This window comes from Levilactobacillus enshiensis (assembly GCF_007115095.1).
Taxonomy (GTDB): Bacteria; Bacillota; Bacilli; order Lactobacillales; family Lactobacillaceae; genus Levilactobacillus; species Levilactobacillus enshiensis.
This window is the reverse complement of record NZ_SULH01000014.1, coordinates 89,532-105,614: the sequence shown is the minus strand read 5'-3', so window position 1 is coordinate 105,614 and position 16,083 is coordinate 89,532. Positions and strand designations below refer to the sequence as shown.

The 16,083-nt window shown below is 46.3% G+C and carries 12 protein-coding genes; 4 read left to right on the top strand and 8 right to left on the bottom strand.

Annotated elements, in window-relative coordinates; all coding sequences use genetic code 11:
• Positions 1 to 307 precede the first annotated feature (307 nt).
• Entirely contained in the window at positions 308 to 4,087 is a 3,780-nt protein-coding gene (addA, locus tag FAY32_RS12910; protein WP_143463836.1) for a helicase-exonuclease AddAB subunit AddA, read from the bottom strand.
• Positions 4,071 to 7,676: a PD-(D/E)XK nuclease family protein gene (locus FAY32_RS12905; protein WP_143463835.1), complete on the bottom strand. Its 3,606-nt coding sequence runs from the start codon at positions 7,674 to 7,676 to the stop codon at positions 4,071 to 4,073. The genes addA and FAY32_RS12905 overlap by 17 nt, the downstream gene beginning before the upstream one ends.
• Positions 7,677 to 7,893: 217 nt before the next feature.
• Between FAY32_RS12905 and FAY32_RS12900 the strand changes: the two genes are divergently transcribed.
• The gene (locus FAY32_RS12900; RefSeq protein ID WP_143463834.1) at positions 7,894 to 9,036 is read left to right on the top strand and encodes an ArgE/DapE family deacylase; all 1,143 of its coding nucleotides are present in this window, start codon (positions 7,894 to 7,896) and stop codon (positions 9,034 to 9,036) included.
• A gap of 55 nt (positions 9,037 to 9,091) precedes the next feature.
• Here FAY32_RS12900 and FAY32_RS12895 read toward each other — a convergent pair whose 3' ends face one another.
• From FAY32_RS12895 to FAY32_RS12885, 3 genes are all read right to left on the bottom strand, one after another.
• Positions 9,092 to 10,105, bottom strand: a complete 1,014-nt coding sequence (locus FAY32_RS12895) for a polysaccharide deacetylase family protein (protein ID WP_143463833.1) — start codon at positions 10,103 to 10,105, stop codon at positions 9,092 to 9,094.
• A 264-nt stretch (positions 10,106 to 10,369) separates the two neighbouring features.
• Positions 10,370 to 10,747 (bottom strand): hypothetical protein, encoded by a 378-nt coding sequence (locus tag FAY32_RS12890; RefSeq protein WP_225428345.1) that lies wholly within the window; start codon positions 10,745 to 10,747, stop codon positions 10,370 to 10,372.
• A 68-nt stretch (positions 10,748 to 10,815) separates the two neighbouring features.
• Positions 10,816 to 11,418: an NAD(P)-binding oxidoreductase gene (locus tag FAY32_RS12885; RefSeq protein WP_143463831.1), complete on the bottom strand. Its 603-nt coding sequence runs from the start codon at positions 11,416 to 11,418 to the stop codon at positions 10,816 to 10,818.
• Between the two features lie 149 nt (positions 11,419 to 11,567).
• On the opposite strand from FAY32_RS12885, the gene FAY32_RS12880 reads away from it, so the two are divergent.
• Complete coding sequence (locus FAY32_RS12880; RefSeq protein ID WP_143463830.1) at positions 11,568 to 12,551, top strand: aldo/keto reductase; 984 nt, start codon at positions 11,568 to 11,570, stop codon at positions 12,549 to 12,551.
• 145 nt (positions 12,552 to 12,696) lie between these two features.
• Here the strand turns inward: FAY32_RS12880 and FAY32_RS12875 are convergent, their stop codons facing one another.
• On the bottom strand, positions 12,697 to 13,239 hold the full coding sequence (locus tag FAY32_RS12875; RefSeq protein WP_263862560.1) for an MFS transporter: 543 nt from the start codon (positions 13,237 to 13,239) through the stop codon (positions 12,697 to 12,699).
• Between the two features lie 132 nt (positions 13,240 to 13,371).
• Between FAY32_RS12875 and FAY32_RS12870 the strand changes: the two genes are divergently transcribed.
• Positions 13,372 to 13,740 (top strand): helix-turn-helix domain-containing protein, encoded by a 369-nt coding sequence (locus FAY32_RS12870; protein WP_158727601.1) that lies wholly within the window; start codon positions 13,372 to 13,374, stop codon positions 13,738 to 13,740.
• A 281-nt stretch (positions 13,741 to 14,021) separates the two neighbouring features.
• Positions 14,022 to 15,332 (top strand): NCS2 family permease, encoded by a 1,311-nt coding sequence (locus FAY32_RS12865; protein ID WP_143463827.1) that lies wholly within the window; start codon positions 14,022 to 14,024, stop codon positions 15,330 to 15,332.
• Positions 15,333 to 15,427: 95 nt separating this feature from the next.
• On the opposite strand, the gene FAY32_RS12860 is transcribed toward FAY32_RS12865, so the two are convergent.
• Positions 15,428 to 15,688 (bottom strand): hypothetical protein, encoded by a 261-nt coding sequence (locus tag FAY32_RS12860; protein WP_143463826.1) that lies wholly within the window; start codon positions 15,686 to 15,688, stop codon positions 15,428 to 15,430.
• The gene (locus tag FAY32_RS12855; RefSeq protein ID WP_143463825.1) at positions 15,688 to 16,077 is read right to left on the bottom strand and encodes a hypothetical protein; all 390 of its coding nucleotides are present in this window, start codon (positions 16,075 to 16,077) and stop codon (positions 15,688 to 15,690) included. The genes FAY32_RS12860 and FAY32_RS12855 overlap by 1 nt, the downstream gene beginning before the upstream one ends.
• Between the last annotated feature and the right edge of the window lie 6 nt (positions 16,078 to 16,083).

Genomic DNA, 16,083 nt, shown 5'->3' with positions numbered 1-16,083 from the left:
TTTTCTGTGGTTACTAAATATCATAAGGGAAGGCATTCCCTATTTCTATACAATTTAGAAATCTTTTGTGCGTTTACACAAGATATTTTACGCTCTCTCCATTTTTAAACCATTTGTTAAATACTAAAGTATTTTAAATTTTCATCCTTAAAACCGTATTGCATCCTATTTTCAGCTAAAACGGTTAAAATTTTTTAGAGTCATCCTGGCGATTTGAAAATAATGTAACAAAGTTACATTGTTGGCCGATTTCATTATCCAGCTAAAAAAGCGATTGACTCGTTATGGGTCAATCGCTTTTTTAATGCTACTCGTTATCTAAGTTTTGAATTTGCTGTGTGGGAACTGGAACTAAATCGCCGGTAGCCAATAAGTACAGGTACTGGGCAATCACTGGTTGTCCCGTCATCTGTTTTAAAGCCGCTGCGTAGAGGTTGACCTGGCCACCGTACCGTTCCAGCAACTTCGCTTCACTTCTGGCGACATCCCGTGGATTCACGTGGTCGGTCTTATAGTCGAACAGTATCACGCCCGCCTCTGTGACTAAGTAGCCATCAACAATCCCATGGACCAGAACCTGCGAGTCCATCTCTTTGAAATCTTGAAATAGGCTTCGTGCTGGCATTAAGAGTGAAAATGGCACTTCTCGATGCAACTGGTCTGGCGTTGCCAAGATTTTTTGGCCCAAGTCACTCGTAAAGAAACGTAAAATTAAATCCGGTTGCACGCGCTGTGCAACCTCAGCCGATAAGACTTGATCCGTAACCAACTGATCAATCAGTTTCTGAACACTAGCCATGGTAGGGGCCGACGTCACGTCCAACTGTTGTAAAACCAAGTGGGTCGCACTCCCGATTTCCGTTGGTAGGGGCTCTCGTACCGTTTGTAAAAACTCCGGCCGCGCAAAGTCATGCGTCACAAACCGATGCCCAGCTTGACCCCGTTCGGTCGGTTGGTATTCTCCAATCGTGGCGTTGTCTGGATCTTCGAATAACCGTTTGGCTTCAGACACAGACTGATAAGCGGTTGTTTCTGTTGCCGCTTGATGCGGGTATTGAAAATCCATAATGGCTTTGATCTGTTCCCCAGAAACCGCTGTATCATCAACCTTTTCGGCAGTCTCGCTTGCCGATTGTAACCAGTCAGCAGCCGCATCACCCACGGACTGCATTGGTTCAACATCTGCCGCCGTTGCAAAAGAAACCTTAAACTGAGCGGGGTCACCAGCCAGCCCGGAAAAGGCACTCGTTTCCGTTCTTAACTCTGAATCAAAATGGGGATCCCGAATCAAGCACATCCCAATCCAATCCAAATAATTGGCTAACGTATTCTTTTCCCGTAAGGTGGCATTCAAAACAAGCTCTGGGCTTTGGTAGGCCTGTTCCCAAGCACTAAGCGCCTCTTCTTGATTTTTATGTGAACCCACAATATAGAGTCGTGACTCAGCACGGGTCAACGCCACATATAATTTACGCATTTCCTCAGCTAAGCTGGCCCGTGAAATGGCTTGGGCCGTCACTAGCTTCTGTAAGCTCGGCGCCTTGATGCGGCTTTCAGTATCCAAGTAGTCAATGCCGATGCCAGACTTGCCACTCATGACGTAGTTTCCTTGCTGATCTTGCCGGTTGAACTGCCGTGAAGCGTCCATGATGAAGACGACTGGAAATTCCAGTCCCTTACTCCCATGAATGGTCATCACGGACACTGCATTTTCGGCCGTTTGAACCGGTGCACCAGCCAAATCAGTATCCCGCTGTTGTAAACGCTCAACGAAACGAACAAATTGGAAGAGCCCTTTAAAACTACTCTTTTCGTAGCTCTGTGCCCGTTCATACAACGCATGTAAATTGGCTTGTCGTTGTTCACCGGCCGGCATCCCCCCCACATAATCCAGAAATCCGGTCTCTTGATAAATACGCCAAATTAGCGTCACCAACTCATTTTGCTGCGCAATGTCACGAAACATCTGCAGTTGTTCTAAGAAGTGACTAATTTTCTCGTAGACGCGCTGCTGCATAGCGCTACTAGTCCCTGTCGCGAAGGTTTGCTGAAAATGTAACAGTGCTTGGTAATAATCCCCTGTCCGCTGATTGATTCGCAGCAGAGCTAACTCATTTTCGTTCAAGCCCACAATGGGTGAACGCAGAACCGCCGCCAACGGAATATCTTGATAGGGGTTGTCGATAATCCGTAATAGTGCCATCATGATCTGAATTTCAGTCGTCTTAAAGTAGTTCTGCGCATCGTTGACGACTACGGGAATTCCCATTCGCCGGAGTTCATCGGTAATGATTAAATTATTCGTTCGCGTAGGCGTCAATAACGTAATATCTCGATAGTCCATGGGCCGGGTTAGCTTCTTTTCTCGGTCATAAATCGGCGTCTTGGCGGCAATCAGTTCCTGAATCTTTTTCCCAGTCATCAGGACCTCGCCCTGATGCTTGTCATCCACTTGAAAGGTCTCATCCATTGGTTCCCCATCATGAGCTTCCTCAGTCCCCTCAGTCAAATAGACTAAGAGTTCGGCTGTACTTTCAACATCTTCCGGGTAGTAGGTGGCCCCAAACTTCAGTTGTGCAGCACCCGTGTAAGCAATCTCACCCAATTCACGATCCATCAGCTGCTTAAAGATGAGGTTGGTAAAGTCATCAACATTTTTCATCGACCGGAAATTTTCAGCTAATGTGATGAGTTGCCCCGCATTTTCATCCGCGGCATACTGATCCGTTTTCCCCATAAACAGAGTAGGGTCAGCTTGTCGGAAACGGTAGATGGACTGCTTTACGTCCCCCACCATGAAAAGATTTCCTTTAGGTGCTGGCTCAGCAATCGCCGTTAGAATCGCTTCCTGCAGGCCGTTCGTATCCTGATACTCATCGATCATAATTTCAGCGTATTGGTCGCGCAACTGTGCCGCAACATGTTTCGATTGCGCCGTATCACTGGTTAAAATTTCTAACGCGGCATGCTCGATGTCTGCAAAGTCCAGTACATGCCGTCGTTGCTTTTCAGCCCGATAAGCTTGCCGAAAATCTGTGACAACGTTGGCTAATTCGCCAACTAATTCGCCTGATTTCGCAATCGTGGTCATGGCCTGTTCTTCATTCTGAATCAGATACGTCTTCTTCAACGCGTCTAACTGCTTACGGGCGGGGTCGTAATAGGTCGTTTTGAGCTCATTGTAGACCGGAAAATCTTCGTTTGTTTTCCGAATACTTGGCATGCGTCCCCACGTAAAGTTCTGAACGGCAGCCCGTAAATCATTCCAGCTCCCATTAGCAACTAAATCCAAAATAGTCTGCAAGCTTGCCAAAATAGTCTGCAGGTGGGCGGCTTGCTTCTCTAAATTGTTTTGCGTTGCTAACTGCTCCGCGCTAGTTAAGTCCGCCTGAATTTGTTGTAACTGTGCCGTAAACAAAGGCGCTAATTTCTGCTGAAAGAATGTTGTCTGGGTCAGCCGCTCACTATCTAGCTGATACGGTTGTGGTAAAGCTGCTAACCATGCAGTTGGATTGGGGGTGGCATTGGCAAAGGTATAGGTTTGTTGCACTAAGTCAGCCAGTCCATCATCGCTACGATCACCCGAAAAATTCTCCGTCAACCGCGCAAACAAACCACTCTCATCGTTAGCATAGAGCTGTTCTCGTAAATCTGACCAGACTTCATCCCGAAGTAGGGCATTTTCAGTCTCATCAGCTAGTAAGCGAAAAACGGGATCGAAATCGATCACATAATAATAATGCTGCAAAATACGCAAACAAAAAGCATCCAGCGTACTGATATCGGCGACAGGAAGTTGGTTCAACTGTCGTAAATAAAAGGCCTGCCGCTCACTATTCCCCTGATTAGCTGCTAGCTCTTGGCGCAAAGCTGTTTGAATTCGATCTCGCATTTCGGCAGCCGCCGCTTTGGTGAAGGTGACGATTAAGATTTTGTCGATCCCTATTCCTGCCCTTAAGTGTGAAATCACACGTTGAACCAGCACCCGGGTCTTTCCAGATCCGGCTGATGCAGACACTAATAGATTATTCCCAATCTGATGAATCGCCTGGTCTTGACTAGGTGTAAAACTAAATTTTGCGCTCATCGGCTGCCTCCTTTTCCTGTTCGGCCTTGATCCGAGCCATGACATCATCTTTCTTTAATGCCGCAAGCTCCCGGTAGTTATTTTCTTTTAACAACGGATCAAACTGCATAATCGACTTGTACGGCGAGAATTGCAGGGCTGTTCGGTTCTGCTCTCGGAATGGTGCCAGATCCACGTGGCCATCGAAAATTTCGGTTGCCGCTCGCTTAATCAACCGTTCCGTATGTTCGAGTAGCAAGTCCAACTCTGCTGGCTTGACCAGCATCTTGCTGTAGGACGTAATCGTCCCCTTAACCGTCCGCCGTAATCCGCGGAATAACAGTGAACTCCCACTATAATCGTCCGTTGAAAACAAGGAATCTAAATTGGTCAATAGGTCGGGGTCATCTAGTAATAACCCCTGATACTGCTCTGCCTTGAGCAAAGCCTCTAAGGGATCATCGTCTAGAACATCCGCTGCCTTTAAAATCGGATTTTGCAAATGGAGGTAAACGGCGCCAGCTAACTCTGCATTAACCGGGGTCTCATTCGCTAATAACTCTGGTAGATTCTTCTTAACCGCATCCAAATACGTTAGCATCTGCATGGCCTGTCCATAGTAGGCATCCTGATAACTAAACTTGTGCTCGGAGCTCTTATAATCAACGATTCCCAGATACGTTTTATCCTGAAGCTGCATCGCATCTAACCGGTCAATTCGGCCACGCACCGTTACCTTACGTTTCTTTTCCAAGTCGAATGATAAGGCATCTAAGCCGCGCTCATCTCCCAGGCCAAACTGAACCTCAGTCCGTTTAGGTCGCAATTTAGTCCGTTTACTCTGCTCATGTAGCGTCTTCGCCATCTGACGCATCGTCTTAATCAGCTGTTGCCGAATGTAGATCATTCGATTCGAACTTTCTAAGATGGCAAACTGGGGATTGGTCGTGGTATCCAAGACCTTTGCAATCACTTCATCCGTCATCTCTCGGAGTTGTTGGTCATCCAAATCTGCCAAGTTTAATTTTTGTTCGTTAACGATTTTCATGAGACCATCCATTGTCGCATGGAAGAACTCACCGGTACTAGCTGGTGAGAGCTCAAAAACATCACGTTCCTGTAATTTTAATCCGTATTTCAAAAAGTAAGCATATGGATTGGCATAGTACTCCTCTAATTTAGAAATAGACGTACTAATCTTATTACCGTACAGTTGCGTCACAATGTCTGGTGTCAGTTGGTCCGGTACATTACGATAGCTCAGACTACCAAGCAATTTTGTCGTCAGCTCACCATAGTTTACGTCCGCGCGTAAGGTGCGTAAAACATAAAGCCAAGCCGGTGATAATGGCTGTTCACGTGTCTGGCTATCATGGCTAGCCTGTACCAGATGGCGCAGTGTCGTCCGCCGAGTCCCCACAAAGGGTAAAATATCCGTCTGCTGAGCTCCGGGTGTCGCTGCAGCTAGCGTGACCGGTAACTTGAAGTAATCGCGAATTCGTGCAACGTATGGTGAAATTTGCAAGCCACCATCACTGTCACTCGTTGCCGGATAGCTAAAGATTAACTGGTCACTCCCACTTAGAAACGCTAGATAGTTCAAGTAAGGCTCACCCGCAAGCTGTGTCGCTGCATCATCACGCAAGTAACTGTTCGCATCCGTTGCCTGTAGTTGTTCGCTTAAGTCCTGCCGATCATTATCCGCTAGTAACGTCGTCGGTACTTGATCATCAGGCATGCTATCGGCGGTTGCTCCCATTAAGAAAGTTATCTTACGATTATTCGCCTGCACAATTCCACTTTCGGAAATCATAACCTGATCAAGCGTCGATGGAATTTGGCTAAATTTCGCACCGGCAAACCCCGCTTGCAACAAAGACTGAAAATCTGTCTGATTAAATGGTTGGTCGCCCAAAATGCTATGGCACTCATCGAGCATCTGGCAGAAGGTTGCCCAAGTCTGTTCGGGTTGTCCCGCTCGAAATAGGTCCCCAACTGCTATCGCTTGGTCCCGCCAGGCCATCAGGCGTTGACTCACACCATGATTTTCCAGAAATTGGTACAACGTTGCGGCCGCTTCGGTGTAAGTTGTGGCCGCCTTTAATCTAGCAAAAAATGGTGGCAATGTCTCCTTTACAAAGTGACGAATCACGTTAATCTGTGTCGTTACTTGCTCATCATGCGTTGTCTGAACACTATCATCTCCAGCTGAAAAGCGCGTGTACAGCCAATCCTTATCCTGCGTCCAACGATACTGGCCTTCGTAGCCATTCTTTAGGACCAAATTCTCAGTTAGTGCCAATGCCCGTCGATAACTGTTTAAATTTAATGGCTCACCATCATCCCCAACTGGCAAAAGCAGTTCGGACTTTAAAACACGAAACACATCAGCATACCGATAATTCTTTCGTTGCACATCAAATAATGCATTGAGTAGCTCTACAAAGGGATGATCGGCCATTTGAACATCGGCGTCATCAAAGTAAGGAATCTCCTGCGCCTTAAAGATGGGATCAATCACCGTTTGGTAAGCATCTAGGTGGCGCGCTAAGACTAAGAAATCCTGATAGCGGTACTGTCCAGTCGCCACGAGTTGACGAATCTGAGTCGCCACATGCGAAACCTCTACGTACCGATTAGCAGCTTGAACAATTTTGACATCCTTTAGAACTGCGGCTGCGGGTTTGGGCTGCGGCGACAACGTATTCGTCTCCTGCCAAAAATGGTCGAGCGCCAGTAGATCTGGCGAAACACGGGCAGCCGTTGCTTGCTGATCAATCAAGACCGGAACTTTATCTGCCCGCGCTTCAACGTAAAGCTGATGATACAATTTGGCCGACTGAAAAAAGAGAGTCGTTGTATCTGGCAACTCTTGCGGATAACCCTTGTCTAAGTTCAATGCCACTTCAACGCTGGCTGAACGCTGAATCAGGACCGAAACGAGCTTCCGTTCCTGAGCACTCAACTGTGAAAATCCTTCCAAATAAAAATGAGCATGGCTCAAATCAACTTTAGTCGCCAAGTAGTCGGCTAACTGATTAAGTAAATCTGTATTTTCTACATATTTACCCAGCATCTGAGTCTCAAATGCCTCGTATAAAATCATTAAATCATGTAATTTAGCCTGTAAATCAGCATTCGTCGTTGTTAAATTATCTACTGCGGTCAGGAGATCGGCAGCCGTGACCTGGCCCACTTTCAGCTCGGCCAGCTGCGTCGTCAATTGCGTAATAAACCCAGGCCGATCGACCTCACCACGGAAAATAGTCAGCTCATCCGCATGGCTTTGGATGATTTGATAGATCAGCATATTCAGGCCAGCCGTTGAGATTCGGGGCAGCTGATAAACTGGTTCATTTTTCATGAAAAACCAGGCTAATCGGGTAAAAGAAAAAACTTGAACCTGCGTCTGTGCAAATAGTGGCTGATCCGGTGCTATCCGCTCCTTCAACGCTGCCAGTACATCCACTTCGGTCTCGAACTTAATATGATTAGGAACCAAATAGTAGTATTGATCCGCGGGTATTGTGGTAACCTGTTCCGCCATCGTTGTCACCATCGGTGTTCTGTGGTCCATCCCCGCACTGCCCAAAACAAACTGTAAACTCATCAGCCGACCTCCTATTTTTTCTAGTATGCGCTATGTAAGCCCCAGCCTAATTTCAGACCGTTGCCATCTAAGGTAATTATATTCTAGCATACTAAACGCCAAAAACGAACAAATGTTTGCTATAAATTTTCTCATTTTTAATAACATTATTCGCATATTTCCTGTAAAGCGTGCTACACTTAAAATTAAAATATGGTGAGAAAGCGGGCAGGCTTTTATGAAAGATACTGAACAGGTTCAAATTCTACAGGAACTAGTTGAAATCAACTCCGTTAACGGTAACGAAGCGGCTGTGGCCACCTATATTCAAAAACTCTTTGCCAATCATGGCATCACATCCAAAATCATTCCTTACACAGATGGTCGTAGTAACATTGTCGCTGAAATTGGCGATGCCACTAGTGATAAGGTTCTGGCATTGGCCGGTCACCTAGACACCGTCGCAACTGGTGATGTTGCTGACTGGCAGTTCGATCCCTTCTCCGCACACGTTGCAAACAATCGGCTATACGGCCGTGGTGCTGCTGACATGAAGAGTGGTCTAGCTGGAATGGTCATCACCTTTATTAACCTGGCCGAGCAAAAAACTAAGCTTAACGGTCGGCTGCGTTTCATTGGTACGGTTGGTGAAGAAAATGGTGCCATGGGCTCACGGTTATTAACCGAACAAGGGATTGCTGACGATTTAGACGGGATCATTATCGGTGAACCAACCGGTGGTAATCTAGTTTACGCCCACAATGGATCGCTAAACTATCATGTTTATTCGCAGGGACGTGGTGCCCATAGCTCAATGCCTGAAAAGGGCATCAACGCCATTACAAACCTGATCAAATACGTCACAGCTGAAGCCACTGCGTTTGCCGACGCACCTGTTAGCCCTGAACTCGGCCCACTAGTCCACAGCGTGACTGTCTTTAACGGCGGCGAACAAGTCAACAGCATTCCCGCTAAGGCGGAGCTCCAAGGTAACATCCGGCCGATTCCCGAATTTGATAACGAAGCGGTCATCAAGCGACTAAACGAAACGGTTGATAAACTGAACCAGGAAGCCAATGTTAATCTGACGTTACACGTCGACTACAGCTTCAAACCGGTCATTAGTGCCACAGACTCTGACCTGGTTAAATTAACGAAACAAATTGCGGATGACGAATTCGGTCACCCCGTTGAGCTACAAGTCATTCATGGTGCAACCGATGCCTCGGAATACACCAAGTCTGCCAATCAATTCCCCGTCGTGGTTTACGGTGCCGGTGAATGGAACGATGCCCACTCACTCAACGAATCCGTCGACCTCGACCTATTTGCTCACGTTCAGCATGTTTATGAACGATTGGCGAAAAAATTTCTAGCCTAACCACTGGCAGACGAAAGGACCCGAAATATCCGGGTCCTTTTTCTTATGCGTTAATTTATTTTCCAGTCGTTCGGTAATCCCCTGCACCAAAGTATTGCAATCCTGGCAGTGCTTGATAATTCAGCAATTGACTGACCGTAACCAATTTGTAGCCCTTGGCTTTCAATCGCTTAATGATTGTCGGCACTGCTGCGACGGACTGGGCGTGGATATCATGCATCAGCACAATCTCACCACCATGCGTATCCTTCATAACCTCGTTAATATCTTGACTCGTATTTAAATAAGACCAATCACGAGAATCTACCGACCAACGAATGATCGGTTGCTCAATGGCCTTGCCTTCAGCTGCTGTGATATTCCCGTATGGTGGCCGAACATACTGTGGTAATGTCCCGGTCGCTTGGAAAATAGCGCGATTCGTCCGTGTAATCTGACTGACCGTTTGCGCTGTTCCAATCGTATTAAAGTCCGGATGGTTCCATGAATGATTCCCTAACTCGTTACCACCCGCCAACACAGCTCGGGAAATTTTCGGGTAACGGCTGACGCTTTGACCAACCTCAAAAAACGTTGCGTGGACCTTGTACTTTTTCAACGTTTTCAGTAATTTCGGCGTCAATGTAGGATCCGGCCCATCATCAAAGGTCAATGCCACCATCTTATTTGTTTTTACGCGGGCTGTTCGATCGGTCTTAGGCAAATAACGATTTAAAATCTTACCCTTTAGCTGCGTATATGGAATGGTTATTTGCTTGACTTTAAAGCTGTTTTTAAGCAAATTCATCCGCAGGCCATTGGCGGTTAGAGTGGCCTTCTTGGTCATATGTTTAGGCAGTTTGACCTTATAAACCGCAGTAACCTGGCTCCCTTTCGCTTTAGTCTGCTTCAAAATTTGTTGACGAGCAGCCTGTCGAATAGCAGCTAATCGATTCGTATTTTTATTGGTCAATTGACCGAAAGTAACGGTTTTATTAGTCGTCTTAGCTTGTGCAGCCACACTGCCACCAGCTAAAAAAATCCCCATTGCAACGGCTAGACCAGTTAATAATAGTCGTTTCTTTCTCATGAAAATCCCTCCTCAAAAGATTCTCTAATAACTAGCTTTAGTTTATCAGTATATTCGAGCTAACAGTTGCCAAACGGCTTATGGTTTTTACAACTATTTAAATTTAATAACGATATTTAACTACTCTGGCTTGACCTAAGTGCCAAATCCCATTTTTTACTGGCTTGCATTCCCTGTCCTTTTCCCGTAAGCTGACCTTAGTCAAAAAAAGCAAACAAACGTTCTGATTCTGCAAATAAAAAAGATGCTCACCGTAGTAAGCACCTAATCGGTTCCATCATCTGGCGGATTAACTGCCTGCTGATTTTCCTTTAAGACTTCATTTGTATAATGCTCGAGATCTTGTAAAACCTCAGCATCATCGTTTTGCTGTTGCGCAGCCATATTTTCCGCAACTGCCCAACGTGCCAGTGTATCCGTAATCGGTACGATATCTTGAATAATTTCCATGTCTGAATCCGTTGCATGTTGCTCTTGAATCGCTCGAAAGCTTTCAATGTCTGTAATCAAACGCAAAACTTTCCCAGACTCCTTTTCAGTTGACTGGAAAATAACGAAGTGGGCGCGTTGATTGGCTTCACCCATCCGTTCCCGGATCGCTTGTAATTGTTGATCATCTATTTCTAATGCCAATGCCTTCACCTCACTGCGTCTATTTTAACAAACAATTCCCTCAGCTACGCAACATTTCATCAGGTTTTGAGAAAGATTTAGCAAACAGCTAGGGATTGGTAATCCGCACCACCATTTTTCAGTAAATCCACCGCTACTTTAGCCACGGTTGCCTGAGAAACAGTCCCACTCGGCACTGGTTCTCCCTCCTTAATGATTTGGGGAGTTTGCGCAATATCTGTCGTCAACGTCACTGGTCGTAGAATCGTATATGGGAATTCAGCTTCATCAACTAATTTGGCCGCATAGCGCTGTTGGTTCAAGTACTCTTTAACATCAGTAATTCCCGGATAGCTCATTTCGCCGGTAACTTCATGGTCCACACCAGCTGTACTTAGCATGACAAAACGCGTCAGCTTCAACTGATTATGGTACTGCGCATCAAATAATGCCTCAAAAGCAAGATCCACGTCCATCCCTTCTAGGGCAGAGAAAATAATCGGTGCATCTTGTAAGGCATCCACGTAGGTCGTCTCTTTGGTCAAGTCACCGCTAAACGCCGTCACGGCACCCGCTAACTTGGCCGGTAAGCTAGTTGCTGCGTCGTGCAAAACGCGAACCGTTCCGACCTGCTGTTCAACAAGTTGTTGGGCAACCAATTGGCCCAATGGCGTGGCCCCTAAGATTAAGTATGTTTTCATCGTCTTCGCTCCTTTTTCCTTGCTTCCCAGTTTACCAGAAACCATGACTGACCGGTAATTTCTGGGCAAACTCGTTTGGCATTAACATTAAGTTCGGTATAATAAATGTGTATTTGAATTCGGTTGCATACACTATAGGAGGGTATTCAATGTCACATGAAATGGTAACAATTGGCAAGACGGACGTGCAAACCACGCCACTGGGTCTCGGAACCAACGCTGTCGGTGGTTATAACCTCTTCCCCAATCTAAAAGATGAGGATGGTTTGAACCTGGTTAAAGCTGGGCTCAATCATGGCATTCAATTACTGGATACGGCATTTGTTTACGGTCTCGGTCACTCTGAAGAACTGGTAGGCCAAGCCATGCATGACTTCAATCGTCATAGTTTTACACTCGCTACCAAAGGGGCCCAAGACTTCTCTACTGGCGAACAAGTCATCTCTAATGATCCCGACTTCCTGACACAACAGGTCGAAGCTAGCCTAAAGCGTTTAAATACCGACTACCTTGATATTTACTACATTCATTTTCCAGACAAGCAAACCCCAAAGGCTGAGGCCGTTGGAGCACTCCAACGCTTACGCGAACAGGGGAAAATTCGGGCAATTGGTCTATCCAACTTTAGTTTAGACCAAGTCAAGGAGGCCAACGCAGACGGTTACGTCGACGTTGTAGAAGACGAATTTAGTCTGCTTCATCGTGATCACGAAGCCGACCTCATGCCTTATTTAAAGGATCATCAGATTAGCTTTGTTCCGTACTTCCCATTAGCCTCTGGTTTATTGACCGGCAAGTATGACCAAACCGTCTCCTTCCCAGCCGATGACATTCGTAGCCAAATCAGTGACTTCCAAGAACCACGCTACAGCCTCGTGCTAAAGGCCATCGACCAAATTCGGCCAATTGCAACAGCTCACCAAGCAACTGTCGCACAAACCGTGTTAGCTTGGTACATGCAAAACCCACTAATCAGTGTCGTTATCCCTGGTGCTAAACATGCTAGTCAAGTTGAAGCCAATGCGCAGGCCTTAGCGGTTACCTTGAGTTCAGCTGAATATCAAACTATCGATAACGCCTTTGCTGGTTTTAAGACCAAAACCAATGGCAAATCACTCGCTGATCCCGACTAGATTCACTTCATTTTCAGATTAACTTAAAGCTCGAGCTCGGCCCGAGCTTTTTTGCGCCAAAAAACGCCCACCAGAAAGTAGACGTTTCACTGGAAATACGATTCAAACCGCCGGCAATCCCGCCGTTGCGGTAATCACTGACTTTTTATTCTGCAGCGTTTTCTTGTGTCTGTGCGTGTCGTTCCGCAAGTTCTTCGGTCACAATTGGCTCGTGACGTTCCCACTTACGGTAAGCGACCATAATAACCAAACTAATCGCATAAATAATAACTGGAATCCAGATAAATGTAAAACTAATGGAACTCATGCTGGCAGCAGATTGTGTCGCCTTAGCTGCTGAGAAGCCAAATGTTGCCATGATTTTTGCGGCAATGAAGGAACCGAAACCAGAACCCATCTGAATACAGAAAGAAGCTCCCATCGCCGTCAACAGTCCGTTGGCTCTGACACCACTCTTCCATTCACCAAAGTCAACGGTATCTCCGACCATAGCGAAGAACATGGTACAAGCGGACCCGGAACCGATACATGCCAGAATCCAGCCAATCAAAGCAGAGGTAACATTGCCACCAGCCAGCCCCATCCAGATTTGACCGACCATTGTCAGTGCCAGCATGAAGACGGTTGTTCCCCACTTATGCATGAACTTAACAAAGAACGGTACCGAGGCCATCCCGATGATTTGAATGATTGAAAATCCAATGATGAAACTGCCACACCGTTCGCTACCAACTTCTTCATCTCAAGTATTCTGATTGAACTCTCTCATCAATTCATGACGGCAATTAATCAAGAACAGGGTTATACATCACGATTCGAGATGATCAAAAATTGGATTCGTATCCACAGTCACGAAAAATTAACGGTCGAACAGGTAGCCAGCGAATTTAAAATGACCCCCGTCTACCTAACAAAGCTTTTCCGCGAGTACGAAAAAATGACGACCATCCATTTCATTAATCTAACGAAAATCAAGCAGGCTGAAGAGCTCCTCTTAACCACGGATCTATCAGTCAAGGAGATTGCCTACGAACTTAGCTTTGAAAATGAAAAATACTTTTTGCGCGTCTTCAAACAGATTTCGTCACTAACACCCACCAAGTATCGCGATGCCTATGCCAAGACCTACCTGAACAACGTCGAGGTCGATCCAACGATTCCCTTGCCTGAAGATCGCGGTAACCAGTAAACTTCCACAGACTAATTCATCGTAATCACGCTGACCACTTAAAACCGAGCTGACTCTCGGTTTTTTTATTTTTACCGAAAGCGATTACTTTCACGCCGCTCCTAGCGTTCAAAGCACTACGATGAAATCACGAACTATATTTTTATAATTTTAATTGTATTTCGTGATTGCATTCAATTTTTAAAAATGTTAAGCTCAATAAGGATTGGTTTTACGAATAAACACGAACTATAGTGATGAATGTTCGTGTTTTAATAAATAATGGTTGAGGAGCGCGCACAATGCAAAAAATTGCGAACTATTTTCACTTTGAGGAACTGGGAACGAACTATAAAACGGAGATTCTAGCCGGACTGACCACATTCGTCTCCATGGCGTACATTCTGTTCGTGAATCCCCAAGTATTGGGTGCTTCTGGCATTAGCCAGGGAGCCGTTTTTACCGCCACAGCATTTGCATCGGCCTTTGGTTGTTTTTTAATGGGGATCCTGGCCAACTACCCCATCGCTATTTCCGCAAGTCTGGGGATTAACGCCTTCTTCGCCTACTCCGTCGTTATCGGCATGAAGGTGCCTTGGCAAACTGCACTGGCTGGTGTCTTTGTTGCCTCCATTCTCTTCATGATTCTAACGGCCTTCAAGTTACGTGAAATGGTCGTCGATGCAATTCCGCGCGATCTTAAAATGGCGATCAGTGCCGGAATTGGTTTGTTTATTGCCTTTATTGGCCTGAGTCAAGGTGGCTTAGTCAGTGCCGACAAGTCCACTATCGTTAGTCTGGGCTCCTTACAGGTTGGCAGCACGTGGCTAACCATCTTCGGTCTGCTGGTCACCATTATCTTAATGAGTGCCCGCATTCCCGGTGCCATCTTTATCGGGATGGTCGCCAACTCTATTCTTGGCCTGATTACCGGTTTGATTCCTATGCCCGCCCACATCATTTCCGCCGTTCCTAGCATCAGTTCAACCTTTATGGTCGGCTTAACCCATGTCGGGAGCATCAACACGTTACAACTTGCCGTGGTCGTTTTAACCTTCCTATTGGTAACCTTCTTCGACACGACTGGTACCTTAGTTGGGTTAGCCGAACAGGCCGGTTTAGTTAAAAACAATAAGTTGCCACGGATCGGTAAAGCCTTGATGGCCGACTCCAGTACGATGGTCGTGGGCTCATTACTGGGGACCTCGCCAATGGGCGCCTTCGTTGAGTCTTCCGCTGGAATCGCAGTTGGTGGTCGAACTGGCTTTACCGCCATTGTGACCGGTATCCTATTCATTTTTGGCGCCTTTTTCTCCCCGCTACTTGCCGTTGTCACCAACCAAGTGACTGCCCCCGCCTTAATCATCGTTGGGGTCCTGATGGCCCAGTCGCTCAAAAACATTCACTGGGAAAAGTTCGAAGTTGCCGCACCAGCCTTCCTGATTGTCTTAGGCATGCCGTTGACCTACAGTATTTCCGATGGGATCGCCCTTGGCTTTATCACCTACCCATTGACCATGTTGGCTGCGAAGCGTGGTAAGGAAGTTGGCCCCATGATGTACGGTTTAGCCGTGGTCTTCATCCTCTTCCTCTGGATTTTAAACGCCGCTTAACCTTTTAAATAAAACGATCCCCACCGCATCGTAGAGTTGATGTGGTGGGGATTTTTTTGGCATTTCATCCGCTATAGTTATTCCGTTAATTCTGCCTAAAGTAAGTGACTGACGATTGCACCGATTAAGAAGGCTACCGCCAACCAGATACTCGTCACCCGCAGGTACCAAGAGAAGCGGTTGACTTTGCGCCGCGCAATCATAAAATCTCGCCACGAATAGACTAGTAACCCTAAAATAATGACACCGTTTAGCATTTGTTCCAGAAAGGTCGCCCGAAACAACAAGGCCAACAGAACAATCGCGACACCGCAGCCAAAATCATAGTACACAACCAATGACCGTTCACTTCTCACTATTTATCCCCGATTTCCATCTTTAACATTCTGCGTAACCAATGATAGCTTCTAACAATTACCCGCGTCACGAGCCAGGCCACTGCCAAGCTTGATAGAATCTCACCACCTAACCACAGCCAAAATAGTCCGCCCGTTAAATGCGTTGCATCGCTGTAGATTAAATTAATAATCCCCGCAACTATTATAAATAACAGTTCTTGGTACCGACTGATCGGGCCGTGTAAAAACGCATCCCAGTGGGCCAACACCTGGTATACCGCCCAGTTATTCATGAGCAATAAACCAAGCAATACGCCCCAACGCACCGGTCCACTGATTGTCAAATAGTAGACAAAGGCAACCGTTAGTAAACTGGTAATTACGCCACTCATGACATATTTAAACACGTCCAA

Bases quoted from the DNA above. Each gene is read 5' to 3' on its own strand.
- addA (WP_143463836.1), bottom strand. From the start codon at position 4,087: ATGAGCGCAAAATTTAGTTTTACACCTAGTCAAGACCAGGCGATTCAT.
- FAY32_RS12905 (WP_143463835.1), bottom strand. From the start codon at position 7,676: ATGAGTTTACAGTTTGTTTTGGGCAGTGCGGGGATGGACCACAGAACA.
- FAY32_RS12900 (WP_143463834.1), top strand. From the start codon at position 7,894: ATGAAAGATACTGAACAGGTTCAAATTCTACAGGAACTAGTTGAAATC.
- FAY32_RS12895 (WP_143463833.1), bottom strand. From the start codon at position 10,105: ATGAGAAAGAAACGACTATTATTAACTGGTCTAGCCGTTGCAATGGGG.
- FAY32_RS12885 (WP_143463831.1), bottom strand. From the start codon at position 11,418: ATGAAAACATACTTAATCTTAGGGGCCACGCCATTGGGCCAATTGGTT.
- FAY32_RS12880 (WP_143463830.1), top strand. From the start codon at position 11,568: ATGTCACATGAAATGGTAACAATTGGCAAGACGGACGTGCAAACCACG.
- FAY32_RS12870 (WP_158727601.1), top strand. From the start codon at position 13,372: ATGATCAAAAATTGGATTCGTATCCACAGTCACGAAAAATTAACGGTC.
- FAY32_RS12865 (WP_143463827.1), top strand. From the start codon at position 14,022: ATGCAAAAAATTGCGAACTATTTTCACTTTGAGGAACTGGGAACGAAC.